The sequence below is a fragment of the Microvirga yunnanensis genome, from assembly GCF_025460875.1.
Window position 1 is genome coordinate 18356 of record NZ_JAMXFI010000070.1, and the last position, 21743, is coordinate 40098.

31 protein-coding genes and 1 pseudogene are annotated in these 21743 nt (G+C 64.2%); 13 read left to right on the forward strand and 19 right to left on the reverse strand.

Annotated features, from left to right (window positions below; genetic code table 11):
- Nucleotides 1-24: 24 nt before the first annotated feature.
- The 3 genes and pseudogenes from NF876_RS27455 to NF876_RS43235 all read right to left on the reverse strand — a co-directional run.
- Nucleotides 25-288, reverse strand: a complete 264-nt coding sequence (locus tag NF876_RS27455) for a hypothetical protein (RefSeq protein ID WP_262271533.1) — start codon at nt 286-288, stop codon at nt 25-27.
- 207 nt (nt 289-495) lie between these two features.
- Nucleotides 496-1515, reverse strand: coding sequence for a patatin-like phospholipase family protein (locus NF876_RS27460; RefSeq protein ID WP_262271534.1), 1020 nt, complete (start codon nt 1513-1515; stop codon nt 496-498).
- Between the two features lie 316 nt (nt 1516-1831).
- A pseudogene (locus NF876_RS43235) lies at nt 1832-1969 on the reverse strand (DUF6766 family protein); the annotation flags it as partial.
- 104 nt (nt 1970-2073) lie between these two features.
- Between NF876_RS43235 and NF876_RS27470 the strand changes: the two are divergent.
- Both NF876_RS27470 and NF876_RS27475 read left to right on the forward strand, forming a co-directional pair.
- A complete protein-coding gene (locus NF876_RS27470; protein ID WP_262271535.1) occupies nt 2074-2352 on the forward strand; it encodes a SemiSWEET family sugar transporter in 279 nt (92 codons plus the stop codon).
- Nucleotides 2353-2355: 3 nt separating this feature from the next.
- Entirely contained in the window at nt 2356-2697 is a 342-nt protein-coding gene (locus tag NF876_RS27475) for a SemiSWEET family sugar transporter (RefSeq protein ID WP_262271536.1), read from the forward strand.
- On the opposite strand, the gene NF876_RS27480 is transcribed toward NF876_RS27475, so the two are convergent.
- The 3 genes from NF876_RS27480 to NF876_RS27490 form a co-directional block, all read right to left on the reverse strand.
- Nucleotides 2668-2895 (reverse strand): hypothetical protein, encoded by a 228-nt coding sequence (locus NF876_RS27480; protein WP_262271537.1) that lies wholly within the window; start codon nt 2893-2895, stop codon nt 2668-2670. The genes NF876_RS27475 and NF876_RS27480 overlap by 30 nt on opposite strands.
- 127 nt (nt 2896-3022) lie before the next feature.
- On the reverse strand, nt 3023-3685 hold the full coding sequence (locus NF876_RS27485; protein WP_262271538.1) for a DUF6766 family protein: 663 nt from the start codon (nt 3683-3685) through the stop codon (nt 3023-3025).
- Nucleotides 3686-3720: 35 nt separating this feature from the next.
- The gene (locus tag NF876_RS27490; protein WP_262271539.1) at nt 3721-4236 is read right to left on the reverse strand and encodes a YsnF/AvaK domain-containing protein; all 516 of its coding nucleotides are present in this window, start codon (nt 4234-4236) and stop codon (nt 3721-3723) included.
- 156 nt (nt 4237-4392) lie between these two features.
- On the opposite strand from NF876_RS27490, the gene NF876_RS27495 reads away from it, so the two are divergent.
- From NF876_RS27495 to NF876_RS27510, 4 genes are all read left to right on the forward strand, one after another.
- Complete coding sequence (locus tag NF876_RS27495; protein ID WP_262271540.1) at nt 4393-4731, forward strand: PepSY domain-containing protein; 339 nt, start codon at nt 4393-4395, stop codon at nt 4729-4731.
- An 81-nt stretch (nt 4732-4812) separates the two neighbouring features.
- Entirely contained in the window at nt 4813-5844 is a 1032-nt protein-coding gene (locus tag NF876_RS27500; protein WP_262271541.1) for a YsnF/AvaK domain-containing protein, read from the forward strand.
- A 104-nt stretch (nt 5845-5948) separates the two neighbouring features.
- Nucleotides 5949-6551 carry a YidB family protein gene (locus NF876_RS27505; protein ID WP_262271542.1) on the forward strand — a complete coding sequence of 201 codons (603 nt, stop codon included), beginning with the start codon at nt 5949-5951 and terminating at the stop codon, nt 6549-6551.
- A 138-nt stretch (nt 6552-6689) separates the two neighbouring features.
- Entirely contained in the window at nt 6690-6944 is a 255-nt protein-coding gene (locus tag NF876_RS27510; RefSeq protein ID WP_262271543.1) for a hypothetical protein, read from the forward strand.
- A gap of 69 nt (nt 6945-7013) precedes the next feature.
- Here the strand turns inward: NF876_RS27510 and NF876_RS27515 are convergent, their stop codons facing one another.
- The 4 genes from NF876_RS27515 to NF876_RS27530 form a co-directional block, all read right to left on the reverse strand.
- The gene (locus NF876_RS27515; protein ID WP_262271544.1) at nt 7014-7280 is read right to left on the reverse strand and encodes a hypothetical protein; all 267 of its coding nucleotides are present in this window, start codon (nt 7278-7280) and stop codon (nt 7014-7016) included.
- A 240-nt stretch (nt 7281-7520) separates the two neighbouring features.
- Entirely contained in the window at nt 7521-7811 is a 291-nt protein-coding gene (locus NF876_RS27520) for a response regulator (protein WP_315975084.1), read from the reverse strand.
- Between the two features lie 272 nt (nt 7812-8083).
- Nucleotides 8084-9289: a cytochrome P450 gene (locus tag NF876_RS27525; RefSeq protein WP_262271545.1), complete on the reverse strand. Its 1206-nt coding sequence runs from the start codon at nt 9287-9289 to the stop codon at nt 8084-8086.
- Between the two features lie 268 nt (nt 9290-9557).
- Nucleotides 9558-10214, reverse strand: a complete 657-nt coding sequence (locus NF876_RS27530) for a dioxygenase family protein (RefSeq protein ID WP_262271546.1) — start codon at nt 10212-10214, stop codon at nt 9558-9560.
- 464 nt (nt 10215-10678) lie between these two features.
- Between NF876_RS27530 and NF876_RS27535 the strand changes: the two genes are divergently transcribed.
- Both NF876_RS27535 and NF876_RS27540 read left to right on the forward strand, forming a co-directional pair.
- A complete protein-coding gene (locus NF876_RS27535; RefSeq protein ID WP_262271547.1) occupies nt 10679-10927 on the forward strand; it encodes a DUF6894 family protein in 249 nt (82 codons plus the stop codon).
- A 6-nt stretch (nt 10928-10933) separates the two neighbouring features.
- The gene (locus NF876_RS27540) at nt 10934-11197 is read left to right on the forward strand and encodes a cold-shock protein (RefSeq protein WP_262271548.1); all 264 of its coding nucleotides are present in this window, start codon (nt 10934-10936) and stop codon (nt 11195-11197) included.
- Between the two features lie 136 nt (nt 11198-11333).
- Here NF876_RS27540 and NF876_RS27545 read toward each other — a convergent pair whose 3' ends face one another.
- The 3 genes from NF876_RS27545 to NF876_RS27555 form a co-directional block, all read right to left on the reverse strand.
- A complete protein-coding gene (locus NF876_RS27545; protein WP_262271549.1) occupies nt 11334-11519 on the reverse strand; it encodes a hypothetical protein in 186 nt (61 codons plus the stop codon).
- A 184-nt stretch (nt 11520-11703) separates the two neighbouring features.
- Nucleotides 11704-11892, reverse strand: a complete 189-nt coding sequence (locus tag NF876_RS27550) for a hypothetical protein (protein ID WP_262271550.1) — start codon at nt 11890-11892, stop codon at nt 11704-11706.
- A 14-nt stretch (nt 11893-11906) separates the two neighbouring features.
- A complete protein-coding gene (locus NF876_RS27555; RefSeq protein ID WP_262271551.1) occupies nt 11907-12179 on the reverse strand; it encodes a hypothetical protein in 273 nt (90 codons plus the stop codon).
- Between the two features lie 247 nt (nt 12180-12426).
- Between NF876_RS27555 and NF876_RS27560 the strand changes: the two genes are divergently transcribed.
- Together NF876_RS27560 and NF876_RS27565 are read left to right on the forward strand one after the other, a co-directional pair.
- Nucleotides 12427-12735 carry a hypothetical protein gene (locus NF876_RS27560; protein WP_262271552.1) on the forward strand — a complete coding sequence of 103 codons (309 nt, stop codon included), beginning with the start codon at nt 12427-12429 and terminating at the stop codon, nt 12733-12735.
- A gap of 87 nt (nt 12736-12822) precedes the next feature.
- Nucleotides 12823-13644 carry a Crp/Fnr family transcriptional regulator gene (locus NF876_RS27565; protein WP_262271553.1) on the forward strand — a complete coding sequence of 274 codons (822 nt, stop codon included), beginning with the start codon at nt 12823-12825 and terminating at the stop codon, nt 13642-13644.
- A 269-nt stretch (nt 13645-13913) separates the two neighbouring features.
- Here the strand turns inward: NF876_RS27565 and NF876_RS27570 are convergent, their stop codons facing one another.
- The 5 genes from NF876_RS27570 to NF876_RS27590 all read right to left on the reverse strand — a co-directional run bounded on the left by NF876_RS27570 (nt 13914) and on the right by NF876_RS27590 (nt 18447).
- Nucleotides 13914-14156, reverse strand: coding sequence for a hypothetical protein (locus tag NF876_RS27570; RefSeq protein ID WP_262271554.1), 243 nt, complete (start codon nt 14154-14156; stop codon nt 13914-13916).
- On the reverse strand, nt 14132-14335 hold the full coding sequence (locus NF876_RS27575; RefSeq protein ID WP_262271555.1) for a hypothetical protein: 204 nt from the start codon (nt 14333-14335) through the stop codon (nt 14132-14134). The genes NF876_RS27570 and NF876_RS27575 overlap by 25 nt, the downstream gene beginning before the upstream one ends.
- A gap of 14 nt (nt 14336-14349) precedes the next feature.
- On the reverse strand, nt 14350-14697 hold the full coding sequence (locus NF876_RS27580) for a hypothetical protein (protein ID WP_262271556.1): 348 nt from the start codon (nt 14695-14697) through the stop codon (nt 14350-14352).
- A 1063-nt stretch (nt 14698-15760) separates the two neighbouring features.
- Nucleotides 15761-17623 carry a calcium-binding protein gene (locus NF876_RS27585; protein WP_262271557.1) on the reverse strand — a complete coding sequence of 621 codons (1863 nt, stop codon included), beginning with the start codon at nt 17621-17623 and terminating at the stop codon, nt 15761-15763.
- A gap of 266 nt (nt 17624-17889) precedes the next feature.
- Nucleotides 17890-18447, reverse strand: coding sequence for a fasciclin domain-containing protein (locus tag NF876_RS27590; RefSeq protein ID WP_262271558.1), 558 nt, complete (start codon nt 18445-18447; stop codon nt 17890-17892).
- Nucleotides 18448-18684: 237 nt separating this feature from the next.
- Between NF876_RS27590 and NF876_RS27595 the strand changes: the two genes are divergently transcribed.
- The 3 genes from NF876_RS27595 to NF876_RS27605 all read left to right on the forward strand — a co-directional run bounded on the left by NF876_RS27595 (nt 18685) and on the right by NF876_RS27605 (nt 20445).
- Nucleotides 18685-19251 (forward strand): sigma-70 family RNA polymerase sigma factor, encoded by a 567-nt coding sequence (locus NF876_RS27595; RefSeq protein WP_262271559.1) that lies wholly within the window; start codon nt 18685-18687, stop codon nt 19249-19251.
- Entirely contained in the window at nt 19248-19991 is a 744-nt protein-coding gene (locus NF876_RS27600; RefSeq protein WP_262271560.1) for an anti-sigma factor, read from the forward strand. The genes NF876_RS27595 and NF876_RS27600 overlap by 4 nt, the downstream gene beginning before the upstream one ends.
- A 79-nt stretch (nt 19992-20070) precedes the next feature.
- Nucleotides 20071-20445, forward strand: a complete 375-nt coding sequence (locus NF876_RS27605) for a YkvA family protein (protein ID WP_262271561.1) — start codon at nt 20071-20073, stop codon at nt 20443-20445.
- Between the two features lie 103 nt (nt 20446-20548).
- Here NF876_RS27605 and NF876_RS27610 read toward each other — a convergent pair whose 3' ends face one another.
- A complete protein-coding gene (locus NF876_RS27610) occupies nt 20549-20818 on the reverse strand; it encodes a hypothetical protein (RefSeq protein ID WP_262271562.1) in 270 nt (89 codons plus the stop codon).
- Between the last annotated feature and the right edge of the window lie 925 nt (nt 20819-21743).

Consider the following 21743-nt stretch of genomic DNA (forward strand, 5'->3'; position numbering starts at 1 on the left):
GCCTTTCCGATCACACGGGGCGGATCACGGGGAGAGCAGCCTGGAAAACAGCCACAGGATGGAGCAGAGGATCGAGAATTCCGCTGCCCGGGTTCCGATCCGGTCCCAGTACCTGAAATCCCAGTCGCGTTGGTAGAGCCTGTCGCCGGCATCATGGGCGCGGGCATCGGCCAGGGCCGCCTCGAACCTCTTCCACGCCTGATGCGCATGCACACGGGCGACAACGGACAACCCGCCGGAGAGGATTGCCCCGTTCCACATCAGCTTCTGCAAATCCTTGATCGCCACGTCGCAACCTCGAGAGGCAAGCCTGAGTCCGCGGCCCTCCTGATAACGCAGGCGGGCGCCGGAAAGTCCCCGGGAGCGCCGAAGGCCTCGCGCGAGCGAGCGCGGCCATGGCCCACGTGCAGTCTGAAGGTCGTCGCGAAGCGGAAGTCCTCGACGACGTTGTTGCGGATGCCACGCCCGTCGATGGGGCCTGATTCGGCACGTCGTTCATCCCAATCCCTGGTCGAGCCACCGCTCCGCTGCCCGACGGCCTGCATCCCGGAGCGCCAGCAGGAAGGTCCAATCCAGGTTGAGCGCACTGGCCTCGCCCAGGGCCGGATACTCGGCCTCCGCCGAGAGGTGATGGAACCGCAGCCTTTGCAGCTTGCGGCCCAGGCGGGAGCCCTGCTCATGGGGACCGGCAAGCTCCTTCATGGCGGCCAAGGCGTCCATGTCCCGCGCCAGCGAGCTGGCGAACGTGATCTGCTCGATGCGCTTGCGGATCTCCGACGCCGAGGTTGGCATCTCGGCTCCGATGGAAGGCATGATCTGCACGACCAATGCGTCCGTGGCCCGCGAGGCGGAGACGAGCGGGAGCAGGGGCGGATTGGCGGAATACCCGCCGTCCCAGTATGCCTCGCCGTCGATGGACACCGCATGGTGCAGGACCGGCAGGCAGGTCGAGGCCAGGATCACGTCGAGTGTCAGGGCCTTCTCGCGGAAGATCCGTAGGCGCCCGTCGCGCACCCGCGTCGTGGCAATCAGGAGCTTGGGCTTCGACTGCTGCCGCAGGGCCTCAAAGTCGATCTCCTCGGCCAGGAGCGTCTTCAGAGGATGCAGGTTGAACGGGTTGAACTGATACGGCGAGAGATGCCGGACAGCGACCTCGGCGGCGAAACCGGCGTGGACCCTGGGCGCCGCCTCGCTGGCTCGCTTCCAGAAGCGTTCGAGAGCTGCTCTCGCGGCGCTTGGCCCGCCCTGCGCCAGTCCGGATGCGAGCAGAGTGGCGTTCACGGCACCCGCGCTGGCGCCGCTCACGGCATCAAACGAGATGGTCTCCTCCTCCAGCAGGCGGTCGAGCACGCCCCAGGTGAAGGCTCCGAACGATCCACCCCCTTGCAGGGCCAGAGAAATCCGCCTCTTCTTCGCGGAAGTTCTGCGCCGGGACGGGAGGCGAAGCGGAGGATGATCCTCGACTTCATGGTGGAGAGGGAAGAAGGCAAGGTAATCGTCGGGCGCGAACTTCATGGAACCTCGTTGTGCGGTGCACCATGCCGGTGCCCGGCATCAACGGGAGTGCACCGTGACTGTTCCGGAAACCTGGTGCAGGGCAGGTCTGTCCTCGCGGAAGCCCTTGCCCGGCAACCATTCGAAATGAGCAGTCCGCAGGCACTTTCCTATGTTCCGTATCGTCTCTGATCGCGCTTGCTGCGTCGCGGGCCAGCGAGTGCCGTCGGTGGAGGCGATCCTATGGCTCGTCTCCAGCCTCGCAATGCCCGCGGTCAGGCCCGTCGTGGTCGAGGCCGCAGGGCCTTGACCGGCGATGGTGCTGGCATGGTCCGTGCCCGGTCATGGCGTGCGGAGCGGCCACGGGCTTCGGCTCCAGCGAGCCGCGTTCGCGCAGGTAGATGCCGGGCACCAGGAGCACGGCAATCGACAGGAACTCGCTCTGCCAGTTTTGGAAGCCCTCGTACCAGAACTCCTGCCTGGAGGCAGGACGAGGCAGCGGTGCGGCACGATCGCCTGTCTCGGGAACCTCGCCATCCCGGACTTGTTCATGACGTTCACGCGACGGGAGAGCGGACCATGCAGACATGGTGGCTGACGGCCTTGGGCTTGGCGGCGGGGCTGTGCACCAGCCTCAGTTTCGTGCCGCAGGTCATTAAAGCTTGGCGTGAAGGAGACACCGAGGCGATCTCGAAGCGCATGTACGTCGCTTCGCTGATTGCCTATGGCCTGTGGATCGTGCACGGGCTGATGATCGCCAGCGTGCCCGTTATCCTGTTCAACGCGCTCAACGTGGTCTTTGCTGCCATCATCCTGGTGCTGAAGCTGCGTGGCCTTAAGGCAGCCGGAGCGCGCTGAACCATGGATGTGTCGCTCGCAACCCTGATTGGATCCGCAGCCGGCTGCATCGGCCTCTACAGCTTCGTGCCACAGGTGGTGAAATGCTGCCGGACCGGCGATGTGGCGGCCATCTCCCTGCGCATGTTCGCGGTGCGCACCTTCGGGCTCCTGCTCTGGACCGTCTATGGCTTTGCACTCGGCAGCATGCCCGTGCTCATCTTCAGTGCTCTTGGCTTGATGCTGAGCTCGATCGTCCTGATCCTGAAGGTCCGCGGCTCCCGTACGCAGCCCGTCAGCGAAAGCCGCCGTCGAGATCAGGCGGATCAAAAGGACTCAGGCACGGCTGAATCCGTCGCGGGTTGAGTCCCAGATCACGGTGCGGCCCCTCCCCGGCTCTTCGACCACCACCTGCACCGTCCTGCCGTAGCTTGCGGTCCGGGCAGCCACCTGGACCGCCGCCCGAATGGCTTCGGGCACGGTGGGACACCGGGCGAGAATGATCTCGCTGCTGACGACAGCCCACAAGCCACCGATCGGCTGAATCACGAAGTAGTCGTCCAACGCACCGCCCCGGCCAGGCGGGTTGAGATATCGCCGCCGAATATCCCGTCAAGGCCATCCGACGGCGAGGGACGACGCGCCGACGTGAGCCCAGCCCGGGACAGTGGAGCGATCTTGCCCTGGACGCTCAGTGACCGGTCGCGGCGTGCGGGGCAGCCACCGGCTTTGACTCCGGCGAGCCGCGTTCGCGCAGGAAGATGCCGAGCACCAGCAGCACGGCAATCGACAGGAATTCGCTCTGCCAGTTCTGGAAGCTCTCGTACCAGAACTGCGGATCCGCGAGTGTCTCGATCATGGTCTGGGAGGGCTGATGGTGCTGATGAGCCTCCTCGCTGATCCGACGCGTGCTGCCCGCCAGATGAAGCCAGAATGACAGGAGGAACAGGATCACCAGGGCGAGGCTGAGCGAGTGCGAGTACAGCTTCAGCAGCAGGCCACCGCGGTGGACCGGACCCGGTGCATCCGGCTCGCGCCGCCTCGTTGCTGGAGCTTCATCCTCGGGATTGTCCTCATCAGGCTTCTTGGACTCGGGCGAGCCCTTCTGGAACAGGAAGACCGTCAGCAGCACGTAGGTCGCCATCTGGAGGAATTCGCTTTCCCAGTTCTCGAAGGTGGCCGAGATGAAGTGACCGCTGGTCAGGTAGGCGAGAAATCCGATTGCGGGCAGCTCATGCAGGCGGAGCTCCTCGGCATCGGCCTTCCAGCCCGTCAGCGCTTGGCCGATGAACGAGACCAGGAACAGGGCAAACAAGGTGAGTGACAGCCCATTGTCACGCAGGAACCGACGCATCCACAGACCTCACGCTCGTGAACCGCTACGGTTCGTCAACGCCGAGGCGGATTGTCGGTTTCCGAGGCAGCCTCATCAGCGGCGGCCACACCATCCGGAGCCTCGCGCTCGACGATCGCGCGCTGCTTGCGCAAGGTGACCGGCACCTCGACAGTTTCGGTTTTGGCACGGCGCCGGATGTGCAGTTCCTCCTTGAGTACGAGGCGCTTCTCGACCACGAGCACCTCCTCGAGCACCGGCACGATCGTGACGTCGCCGTCGGTCCGGATCTCAGGCACGGTCTCGACCACCCTGTCGATGGGCACACGGGTGACCTCAACGTCCTCCCGCTGCACGGACGCGTGCGCCAACTCCTCGACGGCGTCGGTGACCGTCCGCACCCGGACATGCCCGGTTACGACCTGCCGCTTGCTAACCGTGGCGGTCTCCTCGACGACAGGGATGACCCCCTCCGCCACATTTCGAGGATCGCTCCTCAGCGCGTCATCAAGGACAGGCACCTGCTCCTGGTCATCCAGACGCGTGCTCGGGTTTGGAACTGGGTCGGCCATCGATCCTCTCACGGTAAGCGACAACCAACGGGTGCTGGGAAGGGGAGTTCCCCGCTCCTCCGCAGGAATAGCCTCCTGCCCACAAGCTTGGCAGTCGGAACCGTCGCCGTAGTCGCACATTGAGCCCCTACGTGTTTGACACAGAGGAGAAGCACCTTGAGACGCCTCGGCTTTGCAACTCTGGCCGTTCTGTCGGCCTTGACCACGGCAGCGATGGCCCAGACCTCGGCGACCCAGCCGACGAACAACAGTGGCTCGTCGAATCCTGCGGTCACCCACAAGCCCGCCGACAGCCCGCAGACGACAGGCGCGGTCGAGCCAGGCGCCAACAGCTTCACGGAAACGCAGGCCCGCTCCCGCCTCGAGGCGCAGGGCTTCAGCAACGTCACCGAGCTGCGCAAGGACGATCAGGGCATCTGGCGCGGCAAGGCCCAGCGCGACGGCAAGTCCGTCAGCGTGGGCATCGACTACAAGGGCACCGTGCAGACCCAGTAGGCGCGATCTCCATCATTCAATCCATCCAGCAATCAGGATGCCGGCGCACAGCCGCATCCATTCCGAGAAAGTGGAACACACATGACGAACAAGACCATCACGGCTTTCTTTGACAGCTACGAGGATGCCTCGGAGGCCGTCAGCCGCCTGGAGGCCGCCGGCATTTCCCGCGGCAACATCAGCCTGATCGCCAACAACGAGGGGGACCGCTACTCGTCGCATGCCAGCCGCACCTTCGATGGCACGAACCATCATGACGACGATGTCAGCGACGGTGCCGGCACGGGTGCCACAGTCGGCACGCTCGCGGGTGGCGGTGCCGGCCTTCTTGCCGGCCTGGGCATGCTGGCCATCCCGGGGCTTGGTCCTGTGGTGGCGGCCGGATGGCTGGTGTCCACTCTGGTTGGTGCCGGGGCCGGCGCGGCCATTGGTGGCCTGACGGGTGCGCTCGTTGACGCCGGCGTGGACGAGAATGACGCCCATGCCTATGCCGAGGGCATCCGGCGCGGCGGCGCCCTGGTGACGGTGCGCGCCTCCGATACGGAAGTGGACCGGATCGTCGACATTCTCGATGATGAGGGCACGGTCGACTTCGACGAGCGCGAAACCACCTGGCGCTCGGAGGGGTGGACCGGCGCCAGCGCCACCGCGACAGGTGCGACTAGGCTGACGGATCGGGCGCCGTCCACGGCGCGCGCCACCGACGAGGTGATCCCGGTCGCCGAGGAGGAACTGCATGTTGGCAAGCGCGAGGTGAACCGCGGCCGCGTGCGCCTGCACTCGCGTGTGATCGAGCGGCCCGTGCAGGAGCAGGTCACCCTGCGCGAGGAGCGGGTCGCGGTGGAGCGCCGCCCGGTCTCCGGCGCGACGCAGGCTGGCGCGCTCGCCGGCGATCCGTTCCAGGAGCGCACCATCGAGGTCGAGGAGCGCGGCGAAGAAGCCGTCGTCTCGAAGGAGGCGCGCGTGGTCGAGGAAGTGGTCGTCCGCAAGGAGGCCGACCAGCGCACCGAGACGATCTCCGACACCGTGCGCAAGACCGAAGTCGACGTGGAGGACGACCGCAACGTCCGCGGCACCGGCACCACCGGCCTGCCGGGCGACCGCAAGCTCTGACAAGACAGCGGAAGTCCGGCTCGGCCGGGCTTCCCTCCGCATTCCGGGCTTCCGGCCTGGGTCATCACATTCGGCCGTGATACGGCGCAAGACAGGAGATTGCGATGGGACTGCTCGACTCGATCCTGGGTAACATGATGGGAGCCGGAGGCGCCTCAATGCATGGCCGCGGCGGAGCGACCTCGCCGATCGTGAAGGCGCTCATGATGCTGCTGGCCGCCAAGGCCTTCCAGCACTACCGCTCCGGTTCTCAGGGTGGCTCCATGGGCGGTGGGCTCGGGGACATCCTGGGTGGCCAGGGCGGCCTTGGCGGCATGCTCGGCGGCCAGGGCGGAGGTCTTAGCGGCGGGATGTCCGGTGGTCTCGGCGGCGCCCTCCCGGGAGGCCTCGGTGGCTTGCTGGGCGGACTGCTCGGCGGCGGTGCGAGCGGGGGCGGCCTGGGTGGGTTGTTCGACCAGTTCCGCCAGAACGGCTACGGCGACCACGTCGACTCCTGGGTCGGCACCGGCCAGAACCGACGGATTGCGCCGGATGAACTCTCGCAGGCGCTCGGGCCGGACACGCTCGACGAGTTGGAGCAGCAGACCGGGCTACCGCGCCAGCAGCTCCTGTCCGAACTCTCGCAGGAGCTGCCCGACGCGGTCGACCAGTTCACCCCCGATGGTCGCCTGCCGACGGAGGAAGAGGCCTCGTCCCGCTGGGTCTGAGTGGCCTGATCCCCGCAAGGGCTAGGCTACTTCAGTCCTTGCGGTGAGAGGAACGCGGGCTTGGCGCCAACGTTGGTCCATAACCCCTGTGGCCGAGAGAGGGACATGATGCTCAACAGGCTCTAAGCTTCGACGATCGTGACACTTGCTGCGGTGAACGAGGCCCTCGCCCAGGCAACGCCGCCTGCGACGTCCGGCTCGCCCGCCGCGCCCGCAACAACCGATGGCGGCGGGACCTCCTGGCTGTGGATCATCATCGGCTTGGCGATCATTGCCGGCCTCGTCTGGTACTTCATGCGCGGGCGGTCACGGACCACCACGGCAGGCACGACCGGCACCTCTGGGACGACCGCGGGCCGCACCAACGTATACGACAACGACAGGCGCAAGTAGACGCCACCCCGGCCTTACCTTGCGTCTTCGACTGCTACGGTTGAGGGACGTGGGATCGGGACGTTGGTTTCACGAGGGCCATGTCCCCTGATCCATCGCAAGGATGCGGTCCCGTGCGCTGGCGATCCGGTAGCGGTGGCTTGCCTGCCGAAGCATGGCAGCGATCACGGGTTGGCCCTGCCGCTCCAGCTCGGCGGCGAGCAATGCCAGTTCGGAAGCAAGGATCTCGTCCTTGCGGGCGAAGCCCTCCACCGCTTGCTTGATGAACGGACCATCCAGCCCCGCGTCGGCCGAATTCTCGATCGCGAGCCTCCCTGGCGAGTCACGGTCGCGCAAATCGAGTTCGTGAGAGGATCAGCCCCTCATCCTGGAACCTGAAAGCTCCCATCCGCCGACTGCCCGGAATACACCCTGGGCGGAATGATACCGGCCTCAAGGTCGGGCGGGGAGTGGCGGTTGATCTGCTCCGGCCCGCGAACGTGGGCTCCTTTCCATCGCCTGAGACAGGTCGCAGGCTGCCGTGACGGACTGAGCAAAATCACTCAGGCTGAACGGCTTCTGGAGGGTTGGACAATCCTAGAATTTGTCCAGCAGTCCGGCTGCGCCGTACCCGGTGGCGAAGATCACTGGGATTCCGCGGGTCCGGATCACCTCGGCGATGGGATAGCTGAGCGTCCCACCCAGGTTGATGTCGAGAACGGCAACATCGAACTCTCCCTCGCGGGCGAACTCCAGGGCGCGATCAAACGTTGCCACGGGCCCGATGATCTCGCAGCCGCAGTCCAGGACCATGTCCTCGAGCAGCATGCTGACCATGGCCTCGTCCTCAACGACGAGAATGCGATGCTTCGGCTCGCCAGTTGACATCAGCGCGTCTCCAAGGCTGTGCCGCACGGTACCCACGAAGTTCTGAGTTCGGGCGGAGTTAATACGATTAACTTCGTCTTAACGTTTCTTTCAAAGCGGAGAGCTTTGCATTCACATAAGTTGGCGACCGGCCGTGACGGCGAATACCCTTGCTCGCCAAGCGTTGCTTCTAGGCTGATGGCTTCCGCGTTGGATATGTGAAGCGTTGCTCGAAGGTGGGCGCACGGGTCACCATCTGACTTGAGGCCTGATCGAGCACAAATGGGGACAGGTTACCGGGCCGAAACCGTGACCGGCAGCCGTTCGATCGCCCTGAGGCCAGGCCGCGGCCGCCACCGGATGGTGTCCGGCGGCACGGCCAGTTCGAGCCTGGGCCAACGCTTGAACAGCGCCTCCAGTGCGCACCGCGCCTCGATCCGGGCGAGTTGATGACCGAGGCAAAAGTGGATTCCCGTGCCAAAGGCCAAGTGCCGATTGGGCCGTCGCGCCAGATCAAGCTTCTCAGGGTGAGAATTGGCGTCAGGGTCGAAATTGGCCGCGGCCAGCATAGCCATGATCCGGTCCCCTTTCTTCAGCCTCATCCCACCGAGATCGATGTCCCTTCCGACGAAGCGGGGCTTGGTGAATTGCACCGGGGAGACGAAGCGCAGGAACTCTTCGACGGCGAGCGGTGCGCGGCTCCAGTCCTCCTCGAGCCAGTCGCGCAGACGAGGTGTCCTGAGGAGTTCATGGACCGATCCGCTGATCAGATGTGTGGTGGTCTCAGACCCGGCACCCAGGAACAGAAAGACCGTGGCCACCATCTCCTGGCCGCTGATGCGTCCACCCTCCTTTTCCACGCGGGCCAAGTCCGCGATCAAGCCTTCGCCACCGGTGTCGCGGGCAACCTGCAAGCGTCCCTCCAGGTATCGCTTCATCGGCCGGAGGCCGGCGATCATGCGCAGCAGGCTGAGCGTGCCGGTCAGGCGAGTCAGGCTGTTGGCCCAGGCGATGAAGCGGGGCCTGTCGGCACGAGGCAGACCGAGCAATTCGCAGATGACCACAAGCGGCAGCTTGCGGGCATAGCGCTCGACCAGATCAGCCGGGCTGCCATCGGCAAAAAGCTCGGCCGCGAGCCCGTCGGCAATCGCAAGAATCCTTGGCTCCATGTCGAGAACGGCGCGACGCCGGAAGGCCTCGTCGACGATGCTACGCAGCCGGGTATGGTCCGGCTCATCCATGGACAACATGCTGACCGCCAGCGTGCGGATCCATCCAGGCATCCACCAGCGCACGCCAGCGAGCGAGCCGTTCCTGCGCATCGTGAAGGTCTCACTGTCCTTCAGGACGCGGCTGGCCATCTCGCTGTCGGTGGTGATCCAGGCTCGCCCGATGATCGGGAAACGCACCTCCACAACGGGGCCTGCCGCCCTCAGCCTTGCGAGGGTCGAGGCGGGATCGCGAAGGTAGTCCTGGCTTGTGAAAGCGAAACGCCGCATGACGTGTGACCCCTGCCGGTGATCGCCGAATGACTTTTCAGAGACGGTTCGAGCCTACTGAGCCCATCACGATCAACCAATGTCGCCTTATGCCCCTGGATATGCTTTAGCGCGGATGCCGTGCGGCAGCGAAGTTCTGGATCGGGTCAAAGAGGGGTGTAGACTGGATCTGCCTGGAGGTCTGCTTACCGCCTCATCGGCGAAATTCGGCTTCTTGCGCTGCCCAGGATTGTTCGACCTGCTGAGCTAATTGAGAGGTCGGCACGGTCTAAGCTGTCACGACAATGTCGAAATGCCCTTGGAGTGCGCCTGGCTCCGGCAGTTGCGCAGAAGCCAAGGGCACAATCACGCTACGGCGAGCCTGAGGATCACGGATGCGGTTGAGCACCCCGTCACGTGCGTTGAGAGGCTCGCCCTCAATGTACATCTGCGTGACGAGACGTCCCTGCCCCGGCATATGCACGGCAAAATGGATGTGCGGCGTCCGACCTGGATATGGCACCGGCCGGATGGTGCGGAACCGATATCGCCCCTGCTCGTCCACTTGCGTGCGGCCATAGCCCTGGAAGGCATGATCGATGCGCCCCTGCCCACCCGCACGAGGATGACGGTAGATACCGTTCGCATCGCACTGCCAGATTTCGACCACGCTTCCCGGCCTGGGCTGACCGCGGGTGTCCAGCACACGCCCTGACACATGGATCACTTGGCCCAGAGCCTGAGCGGCTTGGCCTGTGACCCGGACCAGGTCATTGTCCATGTCGGGCGGGAACTCGACAGGATAGAAGGGCCCTTCCGTCTGCCCTGGTGTCGGAACGAGTTCAGCCGCAGGCAGGCTCTGCGGGATGATCAAGGAGCTCGACGTGATGGCCGCCTTGATCAGCAAGGAGCGGCAGTCAAGATGGAGGGCGGGATGGTTGGTCATCGCGGAACTCCAGGCGCAGATTTCCTCATGGCAGCATAGACGATTAGCTCCTTCCGGCCAGTTCACACACCTTGCATCGCATAAACGTGATAAAGACCCAGGCGAGGCTTCAACTTCAGGGATGGGGCCGGCAATCCCTGCGAGCGTCCGGTTTCAAGCGACATTCAGGCCAGCAGGGAATGTCGCCGTCGTGCCACCCCAGGAAATTTCCGGCACTTTGGGAAGGTCTGCTGCTCCACGGCTGAGCGGACGTTGGTCGTACTTCCGCGTCGTGCCAGTTTCGGACCTTCCGGGTTTCGGACGAGAACTCGATCCCCTCTTCTCGCATTCCTATTGGGAACCAGCGACGGTGCGGGCGCTCCTCGCGCATCAGGAGCCGAATTTCCGATAAGCCCCTCCTGGAACAGAGAACAAGGCTTTAAGCCAAGCGTTGACGGCTACCGGTCTCAATGCTTGGAGCGCCTGTGCCTCACTATTTCTTCGATACTTATGACGACAACCTCTTCGTTCCCGACGAGGTGGGGCAGGAACTGGAGGACATCGAGGCGGCTAAAGCCGTCGCCCAGGAGGAACTCCCGCAAATGGCCTGGGACGAACTCCCAAATGGCGACCAGCGCACCTTCATCGTCAGTGTCAGAGACGAGGCTGGACAGGTCGTGATCCGGGCCGCGCTCTCCGTGGTCGTGGAATACCCGACCCAGACCCCGGATTGAGCCTGCATGACGATCGCCGGAACGGTTGCCTGGTTTGATCTCACGAAGCAATTCGGCTTCGTGGCACTGAGCAACGGGTACGGAGACGCCTTCCTGCACATGTCGGTGCTCAAAGAGGCTGGCTATGTCTGGCTGCCGCGAGGCACCACGGTGGTGGTCAGGGTTGAACAGGATCGTGGCAAGCAGCGGGTTGCCGAAGTTTTGGAAATTGACACCAGCACAGCCGGCTCCGGGGAGAACGAGGCGATCCGACGCAAGCCCAAGACCTGAATGCTCCAATCTTGATCGCAGCGTCCGACCAGCCATTGTTGCTCCGCGACGAGTTCGCCCGTCTATCGGCTCGTGACGGAACTTCACCAGGCCAGACGGGAAGCCCGAGATTCCGATGAATCCCTTGATGGAACTACTATTTGGGCTCTTTGGGAGGCTCCTGCTGATGGTCTGGGTGGACCAGCTTGGCTCGGTCGGGTGTCACCATGTGATCAGTGTCTCTGAGGGCCTTGCGCGCCTGCTCCAGCCCCTCTCGGAAGGCTCGGATCGCATGCGCATCATAGTCGGTGTAGGTCGTCGGCGGTTTGGGAGTGTCGGCCACGATGGCGCTCCTCGGCCTTGCAGGCGGGAGCGCACGTCTCTCTCGGCCACCAGCGCCTACGGGTTCGGACTGGCCGGTGATATTGGCCAACGGATCAGATCCGGTTCTGTTCAAAGCGAGACCGCGGATTTCGCGTAACGCTCAGTCTGGAACGTTGGTTTTGGGTACTGCATTAGGGCTGGCATTACGGCTGAGAGGTGTCGTCATGAGCATTGCGGACGATTCCTTGCTCCAGCGGGCTGAGACGGCCATGACCGAAGCAGCCCCGCTGCGCCACGCCCTTGAGCAGTTCCAGAAAGAGGTCTGGCAGCAGGCTCAGCGGCTCCGCCAGTTCGAGGCCGAACTGGATCCGCTTCTGCCACCACCTGCCCAAGGGGGTGGGCAGGGTCAGGGCGCTTCCGGCCCAGGATTCGTCCGCGGAGGATTGGAGCTAGCCCGCTCATGCCGGGCAATGGCGTCCAGGATGAGCCGGCGGTGCTCCTGCCAAGTCGCCATCGTCTCGTCCAGCACCCGCAGCAGATCCCTCGCCAGGGTGGTATCGTAGCCGTCCCTGGTCATCCTCTGAATCAAGGCGAGCTGGGCGGCGATGCGCTGCTCGCCTGCCGCAAGATGCCGATCTGCGGCGATCAGGTCTTCGCGTTCTTGTTGGAGGTCGTTCAAGGCGACACTCGCCGGCCATGCAGGCGGGAGCGCACGTCTCTCTCAGCCATCGGCGCGCACGGGTTCGGATTTGCCGATGATAAAGCCAGTATACCCCTTATGAGATGGCGAACGGGAGGCTACTGAAGTACGTTAATATCTGAATTGCTCTGCAAAAGGTTCGGCCTTGCATTCGCTACGCCATGATAAGGCCGCCGCGTAACGTCGGCAGGCTCAAGAGACCCGCGCCGTCGCCCGGCAGATCTCCTTGAACGACGCTCGCCAGAAGCTCTTCGATGAGGCGACGCGGTTGGACGCACTGGCCGAGATCGAGGATTGCCGGGGCCGGCAGGATGGAAACCTTGCCCTGGCCTTTCAGCCTGAGGAAGATGCGCTGCTCAAACGCGCCGCGGCTGTCATGGCGGAAACGTCAAGGCTGCAAGAGGCTCATCGGCAGATCCTGATGCGAACGGCTGAGCAGTTTGAGTTGATGAGGCAGATCGGAGCGGAACTCGACCCGCTGTTGCCGCACCCCTATTGGGATCTTCGCGTGGTCAGGGCGCTCCTTGCCATCTAGCTCTTAGTAGTCCCTCCCTGGCTAAACCAAGTTGCCGCCAGCGCGTTATCCTTCCCGATCAGATGATCGCTCGTGTCCGAGAGGATCATGCCTTTGGAAGGACGCCGCCCCTCCGGGGCCACTGGATCGCCACTGGACCACCGGGCCAACCGCTTCCTTGCCGCGCTCGAACCCCAGGATTTTGCCGTTCTCAAACCGCATCTCGAGGTCGTGATTCTGCCGCGCGGCACTGTGCTGTACGAGCCAGGCGATCCGATCCGCTATACCTACTTTCCGCACGACGCCATCATCTCCCTCGTCGATGTCATGGAAGATGGCCGCTTGGCGGAAGTGGTCCTGTTCGGACGCGAGGGACTGTTCGGTCTGCTGAGCGCCTTCGTCAGCCGGGAGGCCTTCGGGCGCTATGTGGTGCAGATCCCCGGCACTGCGTCTCGGATCCCGCTCGACCACATGCACGCGGCCATCCTGGCGCGCCCCGATCTCCAACGGCAGGTGCTCGCCTACAACGAGGCGCTGCTCGCCCAGGCGTACCACACGGTGGCCTGCAATGCCCTGCACCCGGTCGAGGCCCGGTGTTGCCGCTGGCTCCTCAGCACGCACGATCGTCTGGACGAGGATGCCATGCCCCTCACCCATGAGTTCCTGGCCGAGATGCTCGGCGTGCAGCGCTCGACGGTCAGCACGGTCCTGCGCGGCCTCCAGGTCTCGGGCCTAATCGAGCAATCTCGCGGCGGCATCGCGGTGATCGACCGCGCCGGTCTCGAGCAGGGAGCCTGTGAGTGCTACCGCAAGATCCGCTCCCGGTTTGAGAAGCTGCTGCCCGGCAGCTATGCCGAGCCCGACCACGGCGCCAGCCCATCGTCACAATCTGCCCTGCTGGCAGCCGCCACAGCCAAGCTGCGCCGCTGAGATCGCATTGAGAGGCTCGAGGCCGATCTGTCATTGGGCCGGCTTTCAAGACTTGGAGCAACATCAACTCTAAAGTGCCCGTAAACGGGTGGTCACATGCAGGTCGCCCTGCGGTCCATTCGCGGAAGTACGGCTAAGGTCAGCCCCGCGCCAGCGCTCAAAGAGGCGAATGATCTAACCAGCATTCGGCAGCAACGACCACCAAATGGAAGGCAAGTGTCGGAAAGGATGAGATATTTCCCACCGCAATCGGGAGAAAACGCGAGACGTCACTCGCGATCGGTTTCAGTGCCGCGGATCATCGACAGGCCATCCCGTAGCGGCTGGAAAGTCTCAATCCGGCGGCGTGAGCCGGCGGATCGAATGTCCCGATATCTAAAGCGATCCACCCCGAAGCGAAGGGCGTCTCCCCATCCGGTCCCTTTGAAGATCGCGACAACGGCATTGGTCCTCGGATCGATCTGGACGAGCGGGGTTCCCAGCAGGGTCAGCCGGACATAGCCTCCGCCCATCGCAATGTCGCCGCCTCTCCCCCTTCCAGGCTGAAGTGGACGGAGGCGGCGCTCAGGCGGCCGAAGGACTTGGCCGCGACCCGCCGGACGCCGTCACGCGCATGGACGGGAAGTCCGTCCCCGAGTTGGACGTTGGCACCCTTGACGGCGATCGCATCGTCGATGCCCTGCATCCTCAAGCGGTTCTCCATCTTCATTGAAGGGATCGGCCCTCCCGTGCCGCCTGCATGATCAGGTCGACGGCCCTCGCCAGATCGCGTTCGCCGAACTCGCAGATCCCGCAGCTATCGATGACGCAGCCTCTCGCGTGCGAGTGGATCTCGATCCAGTACATGGGCATGCCCGAGGACGGTTCCCCCGCCGGGACCTTGGACAGCCGGGCCTCCAACGGCCCGAACCGGGCGATGATGACGGCCTGCGAGCCGCTCCCCCCGACCGGGGCGGAGGCAAGCCGACGGTAGGCGCGGATGATCCGCTGCTTGATCTCGCCGGCATCCATGCCGGTGGGAGGCCCATCCGGGGCGGACTGGGAGCGATTCATGGCCTCCTCCAGGTTCGGCCCGGGGCACGATGCTCCGCGACCTCCGGTTCCCGTTCGCGGCCGCCACGGTCAACGCCCAACCCGGATGCGGGTCGCCGGCCGGAGGAACGCCAGGAGAGCGGCGGGGACGAGGGAAAGGGCGAACCTCCTGGACCCGGCACTCATGCGCGGGCTTCCCGTGGGCCATGCGGCATCCGTTCCGCGGGACCATTCTAGTCCGCCCGGCGGATTTGGCCATGGGCGGCCGATCCGTGGAGCCGCCCTCGTGTGCCAGGGAACTGATGCTTTTCCCGAACCGACACCGGGTGGAGCGTCCCTGCCGTCGTCGCGCCCGGATGCTTCGCAGGCACACCGCTCCTTCGGAGATCGTGTCCGCCGACGTCGCCTGAGGGCCTCCTTGATCGCTTGCGTGAGACAAAGGGGTGTCGAGCGTGTCCTGCCGGGTGAAGGCTTCGTCCGCCTCGGCGTCTTCGAGGGCCATGTCGTGTTCGAGAACCCCGATCGGCTCCGGTACTGCTCCATCAATGTCCCCAATCCGATGGAGACGTTCGCCGAAGACCTCCAGCACGCGGGTGATGCCCCACACCAGCTCGACGATGACGATAAGGAGCCAGACGAAGCTGAGCACCAGCATCGGGATCCGCAGCCAGTCCTCGAGGTCGCGCAGCACATTCCAGCGCTCCTCCACCTCGTCACCGCCCATGCGGGCGCTGTCGTCAATGGTTCGGTCCTTCCAACGGGCTCTTCCGCCGTTGGGAACGGCAGTGCCGGGCGTGCGGATCCCTGGTGCACAGCCGGACCCCGTCCGCGCGAAGCCCGCCCGGATGATCGGGAACCGGTGTCCCGCGTGAGGGGAAATCGGCCCCCTCCATGCGGAGTCTCCCGGCCGGTTTGGCCGCCAGGCTACGGTACCGGGCAGAACCGGTGGCCGGCGATCAACCGATTCCCGTCGGTCCGAACCTCACACGACCGTCGTAGGCCAGGATATCGGCCGCAGCCATGACGGACGCCAACCGCGAAGGGCCCAGCCAGGAGAGGACTGGGCCCCACTCAAGGCTCCCGTTCAGATCACGAGGAAATCGGCCGACGTGATGCTGGCCCTGTTCTCGAGTCTGGCGAAGACCACGGCATCATCCCGTGTGCCGCCATTGGCATCGAAGAGCAGGTTGCCCGTACCCTGGTCGTAGACCACGCGATCATCAGCTTCGGCCACCGCACTTGTGAGCGCAAACGCGCCAGCGGACAGGCTTCCGGCTGTCAGTCCGGTGAATACCGCGTCATCCAAATGCATCGTGTCGTCGCTCGCACGGAAGTCACGGATCCGGTCGACGTTGGTGGCGGCGTTCAGCGCGGCGTTGAAGATGAACGCGTCGTCACCCAGTCCGCCCGTCAGAACGTCGTTGCCGCCGCCTGCGATGAACTTGTCGTCCCCTGCACGGCCGTTCAGGGTATCGTCGCCGGCTCCGCCGACCAGGAAATCACTTTTGGCTCCGCCGGTGACACGATCGTTTCCCATGCCGGCGTTGAAGTAGTAGGCCTTGGCGGACAGAACCACCTTAAGATCGTCAGCTCCCCTGGTGCCCAGCGTCACTGCGCCAAACTGGTCACCCCGGGCCACACCAGAGACGAGGTCACGCACGTCGAACGTGAGCCCCCGCGACGAGGCGACGAAGGTGATGCCTTCGTCATCGAAGCGGCTGACCTCGCCGGTCAGGACATCGGAGCCGTTCTCGGCTTGCAGGCGCACAGCCAGGCCGCCATCCTGGTTGGCCATCGTGTTGGAATCGGTGGCAATCCCATTGCCGACCTCGGCGCTCGTGAAGGTCAGCCGCACCTGCCCCCGCGTTGCGGCACTGACGTCCACGATATCGGAGCCGGAGCCGAGGTCGACCGAGTCGGAACCGTCCTTCGAGACGTTGAAGAAGGCTCGGTCACGGCCTGTGCCACCAAAAAGATGGTCGTGACCGCTGCCGCCCGTGAGGTCGTCGTCGCCCGAGCCACCATAAAGGTAATCCTTGCCGGAGCTGCCGAAGAGCCGGTCATGGCCTGCGGCGCCATCGAGGTAGTCGTCCCCCGAGCCGCCGGAAAGGCGATCCCGGCCGGAGCCGCCACTGAGGTAATCGTCCCCTCGTCCCCCGGCGAGGCGGTCATCCCCGGCAAAGCCGAGCAACGACTCGTGTCCTGCGCCTCCTGTGAGGTGATCATCCCCCCGACCGCCGGCAATGCTCTTGCCGAGCCACAGCGAGACAGCGGCTTGAAAGGAGACGAGAGCCTTGTCATGGGACATCTCGCGGATCTCGCCCGAAGCGATCGGCAGGACGAGCTTGTATCCCGCGCTGCCGTCGACCTCGCCGCCGGTGCCCTGGCCGTGTCCCTCCAGAACCGACTTGCCGTGCAGGACGATCTCGCGGCGCGAGAGCGAAACATCGTCGAGCAGCTTCGCGAGGTCGCCGTTCCTCGGGTCCGACAGATCGTAGGTCCGCGAGAACAGGAAGGAATCGGTTGCGGGAGTTGGAAAACCTGAGAGATCGCCGCCGGGCGTCGCCGTAAGATTGAGAAGGATCGGCCCGTAGGTGTCCAGGCCTTCGGCCAGTTCGATGAAGCCGTCGCGGTCATCGTCCTGGGCGAGTGTCGGCACGGAGGCGTTGCTTCCGTCCTCGAAGCCATGGATGTGCTGGATGTGTGTCTGGCCGGCCTCCACGCCCCTGGCGGCTGTGATGACCGTGAGCTTGTCACCCTTGAGAAGCAGAAGGGCGCCGCCTTCGGCCTCCGAGTTGTTCAACTCGTTCAGGTCGGCGAAGAACACGCGATCCACGCCCTCGAAGGCCTGAAGGGCGGCGGCGAGATTGGCGTTGTTGAGCGTGGTCGAGCTGTGAGACCCGCTCGAAACACTGCCGTTGCTCCCGGTATGCGTATGCTCGTCCATCGACGTCTCCTCTGATTGTCGCTGTTGCGCCAGGGCGGCTTAAGGCACGTGAACGCAAGACAGACAGGACGCACTCACCCTGGTCAGACGGCTACACGCCAGCTCCGTCAGCGGATGCACCAGCGCGGAAATTTTTTGAGATCTGGCGCTCGTGAAGGTGTGTGAAGCGGCGTCGTACCAAAGCCGAGCGTCGCGATGAGCATGCGCTGATCCGGCGGAATGTTGGGACGTTCGGCGCGCCTCGAGAGGCGCGCCGCTTCATCGGGTTAAGGCGTCACGACGGTGTCGATCACGTGAATGACACCATTGGACTGCATCACGTCGGCCATAGTAATCCGGGCATCGTTGCCTTTCATGTCGCTCACGAACAGGGTCTTGCCGCTGCGTCCGGGTACGACGGTCAGGGTTTCTCCCTGCACGGTCTTGAGCTGCGCCTGTCCCCCGCCTTGCTTGACCAATGCCAGCAGCTCGCGCGCCGTGTAGCGGCCTGGAACCACATGATAGGTCAGGATCGAGGTGAGCTTGTCCTTGTTGGCCGGCTGGACCAGCGTCTCCACCGTGCCGGCAGGCAGCTTGGCAAAGGCCGTGTTGGTGGGCGCGAACACGGTGAATGGACCGGGGGTCTGGAGCGTGTCGACAAGACCTGCTGCCTTGACGGCCGCCACGAGGGTTGTGTGGTCCTTCGAGTTGACGGCGTTCTGGACGATGTTCTTCGTCGGGTACATCGGAGCGCCTCCGACCATCTTGACACCCTGGGCGAAAGCGGGAGCGGCGAACAGGGCAGCGGCAAGACCAAGGGCAACAGGACTTTTGGAGAATGGCATCGGAACCTCCCGGTGTGGACCGTGCCGCGTAGGGTGCACGGGTCAGGGCAACCTGCGCCTGACGTGGTGGATACACACCGTTTGGATGGATGGATGCATGCTAAGACTAAAATCTTTTGTGGGGAGGGTCGAAACGGCTGCCCGGATGGATGCGCCCCATCATAAATGTGTTTAGCTTTGCATCCGTGGACGCCCTGCCCGTGTAATCCACACGGGACCCGTCGACGGAGGCTGGATGTGGTAAAACCGCTCGGGAAGGCACCTTCCCCTGCCCTCGACTTGCACGATACCTTGCAGCGGATTGCGCACGGCGATCGACTTGCCCTGCGCGCGATCTACGATGCGGAGGCTCCCCGGATGCTGGGCGTGGCCATGCGCCTCTTGCGCCGGAGGGCGCTGGCTGAGGAGGCGGTCCACGACACCTTCGTGCAGGTTTGGACGAAGGCCGCGAGCTTTGACCCGGCTCGGGGCCAGGCCCGTACCTGGCTGTATGCCATTCTGCGCAACAGATGCCTCAACATCCTGCGGGACGAGAACCGGACTGACCTTGTCGATGACTTCGAGCCGATGGGGCTGGAGGCGTCTGAGGAGGATGCCGAGACAATTGTGATGCGCCTGTCCGACACCGGTGCCCTGAAGCGCTGCCTGGAGCGCCTCGATCCTGCCAGGCGGAAGGCTCTGCTGATCGCATATGTCGAGGGCCTGAGCCATGGTGAACTGGCTGGCCGCTTCGGTGTGCCGCTCGGGACGATGAAGTCCTGGATCCGGCGGTCGCTCGTGGCGCTGAGGGAGTGCATGGCATGAGCGGCAGCATCAATCCCGACCGCAACCGCCTTGCCGCCGAGTATGTGCTCGGGCTTCTGGAGAGCGAGGAGCTTCGCGAGGCCGAGCGCTTGGCTGAACGTGACCCGGAGTTCCAGATGGCCGTCCTGCAATGGCAGTCCCGCTTCGCCGAAATCAACGAAACGGCATCGCCCGTGCCGGTTCCTGAGACGCTCTGGCACCGCATCGAGGCCGATCTTGGCGAGCAAGCTCCACCTCGGCTCACCGTCGACTCAACGCCCGTGGCGGTCCCGAGCCCTGCCACAACCGTGCTCGCGCTCTGGCACAGCTTACGGTTCTGGCGCATGGCCGGACTGGCCGGAGCCTTCGCCTCCCTCCTCCTGGCGCTCGGCGCTGGTGTGCTGGCGAGCCGAGCTGCCCGCGAGCCGGTGCTCATCGCGGTGCTGCTGACCGATGAAAGCCGCCCTGCGGCTGTCGTGAATGCCTTCGCGAATGGAAGGGCCGAGTTCATTCCGCTGCAAGGCCTCGAGATCCCGGCAGGGCGGGCACTTGAGATTTGGGCGATCCCCGGAGCGAACCAGAACCCGATCTCGGTCGGGGTGATCCATGAACTTCGCTCCTTGAGATTGAACCTGGACAGGCTTCCGCGACTGCGTCCTGATCAAGTCATCGCGGTTTCGGTCGAACCCCCACAGGGGTCGCCAACCGGACAACCGACCGGCCCAGTGATCGTGAAGGGCAATGCGAGCACCGCCCTCTGAGCGGGAGGACTGAGCCACGTAGACACCCGGCGGCGTGCTGCTCGGGCAACAATGCCATCTCTCCGGAAAGGATCAAGGAATGAGGACCGGGGCACGGCTGAAGGATTGGGCCCGCGCCATCAAGAAGGACGTCGTTGCCCTCTACATCGCCGGCCGTGACCCTCGGGTGCCGTGGTATGTGAAGGTTGCGGCAGTGGCGATTGCAGCTTACGCGCTCAGCCCCATCGACTTCATCCCGGTGCTGGGCTATCTCGATGAGGTGATCCTCCTGCCCATCGCCATCGCTCTTGTGATCAGGATGATCCCCGAGCCGCTGATGGCGGAGTTCCGTGAGGAGGCGCAACGGCGATCCGAGCGCCCGACCAGCCGCGCAGCAGCGGTGGCCATCATCGCTCTTTGGATCTCTGCGATCTCCCTGACCCTGTGGGCGTTCTGGCCGACGTCGGCTCCATAAAGGGGGCTGATCGCGAGCCCCCGATCAGCCCGCGATGATCATTCTTAGAGCGATGACGATCAGGTGTCGGAACGACTGCACCTGCCTGAGGAGCTTGAACGGGTTAGGGAGAGCCTGGCCCGGGATGCCGTCGAGGAGAGGCAAGATCCCGTTCATGCCGGGCAATTGCGTCCAGGATGAGTTGGCGGTGGTCCTTCCAGGTTACCATGGTCTCGTCCAGCAGGCGCAGCAGGTCGCGAGCCAGGGCGGTGTCGTAGCCGTCCCGGGTCATTCTCCGGATCAGCGCGATCTGCTCAGCGATGCGCTGCTCGCCGGCGGCAAGATGCCGATCCGCGGTGACGAGGTCTTCCCGTTCTCGTTGGAGGTCGCTCATGGCGACACTCCTCGGCCATGCAGGCGGGAGCGCAGGTCGCTCTCAGCCACCGGCGCCTGCGGGTTCGAACCTGCCGATGATGGCACCACTATGCGCCTCATCGGAGCAGCCGTCCAAGGACCCTGGGGAATTTTTCGGAACGTTCAGCCCCGAACCCTTTCGTCAGCTTGGGGCCGCTTCTTCCCGGGACCTTGAACAGGCCAGTGCTGTCGGGGTTTGACGAGGGTTTTGGTGTCATTCAGCAATTCGCGCGACCGCCTGATGGCCTCTCTGGCGGCTTGGATGACCCACGCGTCGTAGGGGTCACGGTAGGGATTGCGCGTGGATTGTGGGGGCGCCTGGGCCATGGTGCGCTCCTTTCGCTGTGCAGGCGGGAGCGCACGTCTCTCTCGGTCACCAGCGCCCACGGGGTCTGTCGCTTTGCCTTTAATTCCGAGATTCGTCGCGTTGGGCGTCGAAACGCGACATTCATTGCTCTTAAAGGTGAGATGCCGATCAGGTTTGTTCGCTGCTCTTTGATCCCTGCGTGTGAACCCGGTGCTGTATCTGGCGCGCGATACAATCGACGGTGGCGAGCAAACGGGCTTCCTTGTGATAGCTTCGGAGCAAGGTGACCTTGGCGAACTCTGTCAGGTCCCGTTCCATCGCCATCGCAGCTAGCTGCACGCCCCTGTAAACGCTGTCTCACTTTTAGGGGGAAAATCTCGATTTTAAAGGCAAAATCTCACATTTAGCGGCGAAGGATCGCCATTGATTCTGTTGAGTTCCTCATCTCGCCTTTAGGGGCAAAGCGACAGCCACTGAGACGAGGCAGACCTCCGAACAATAGGTACGATCATGCTGGACGATACATTTCTCCTTGATGCCTTCACCGTACAACTCCGCGACATCATGGATGCGGATCTCGATGCCCTCCATGTGCTGT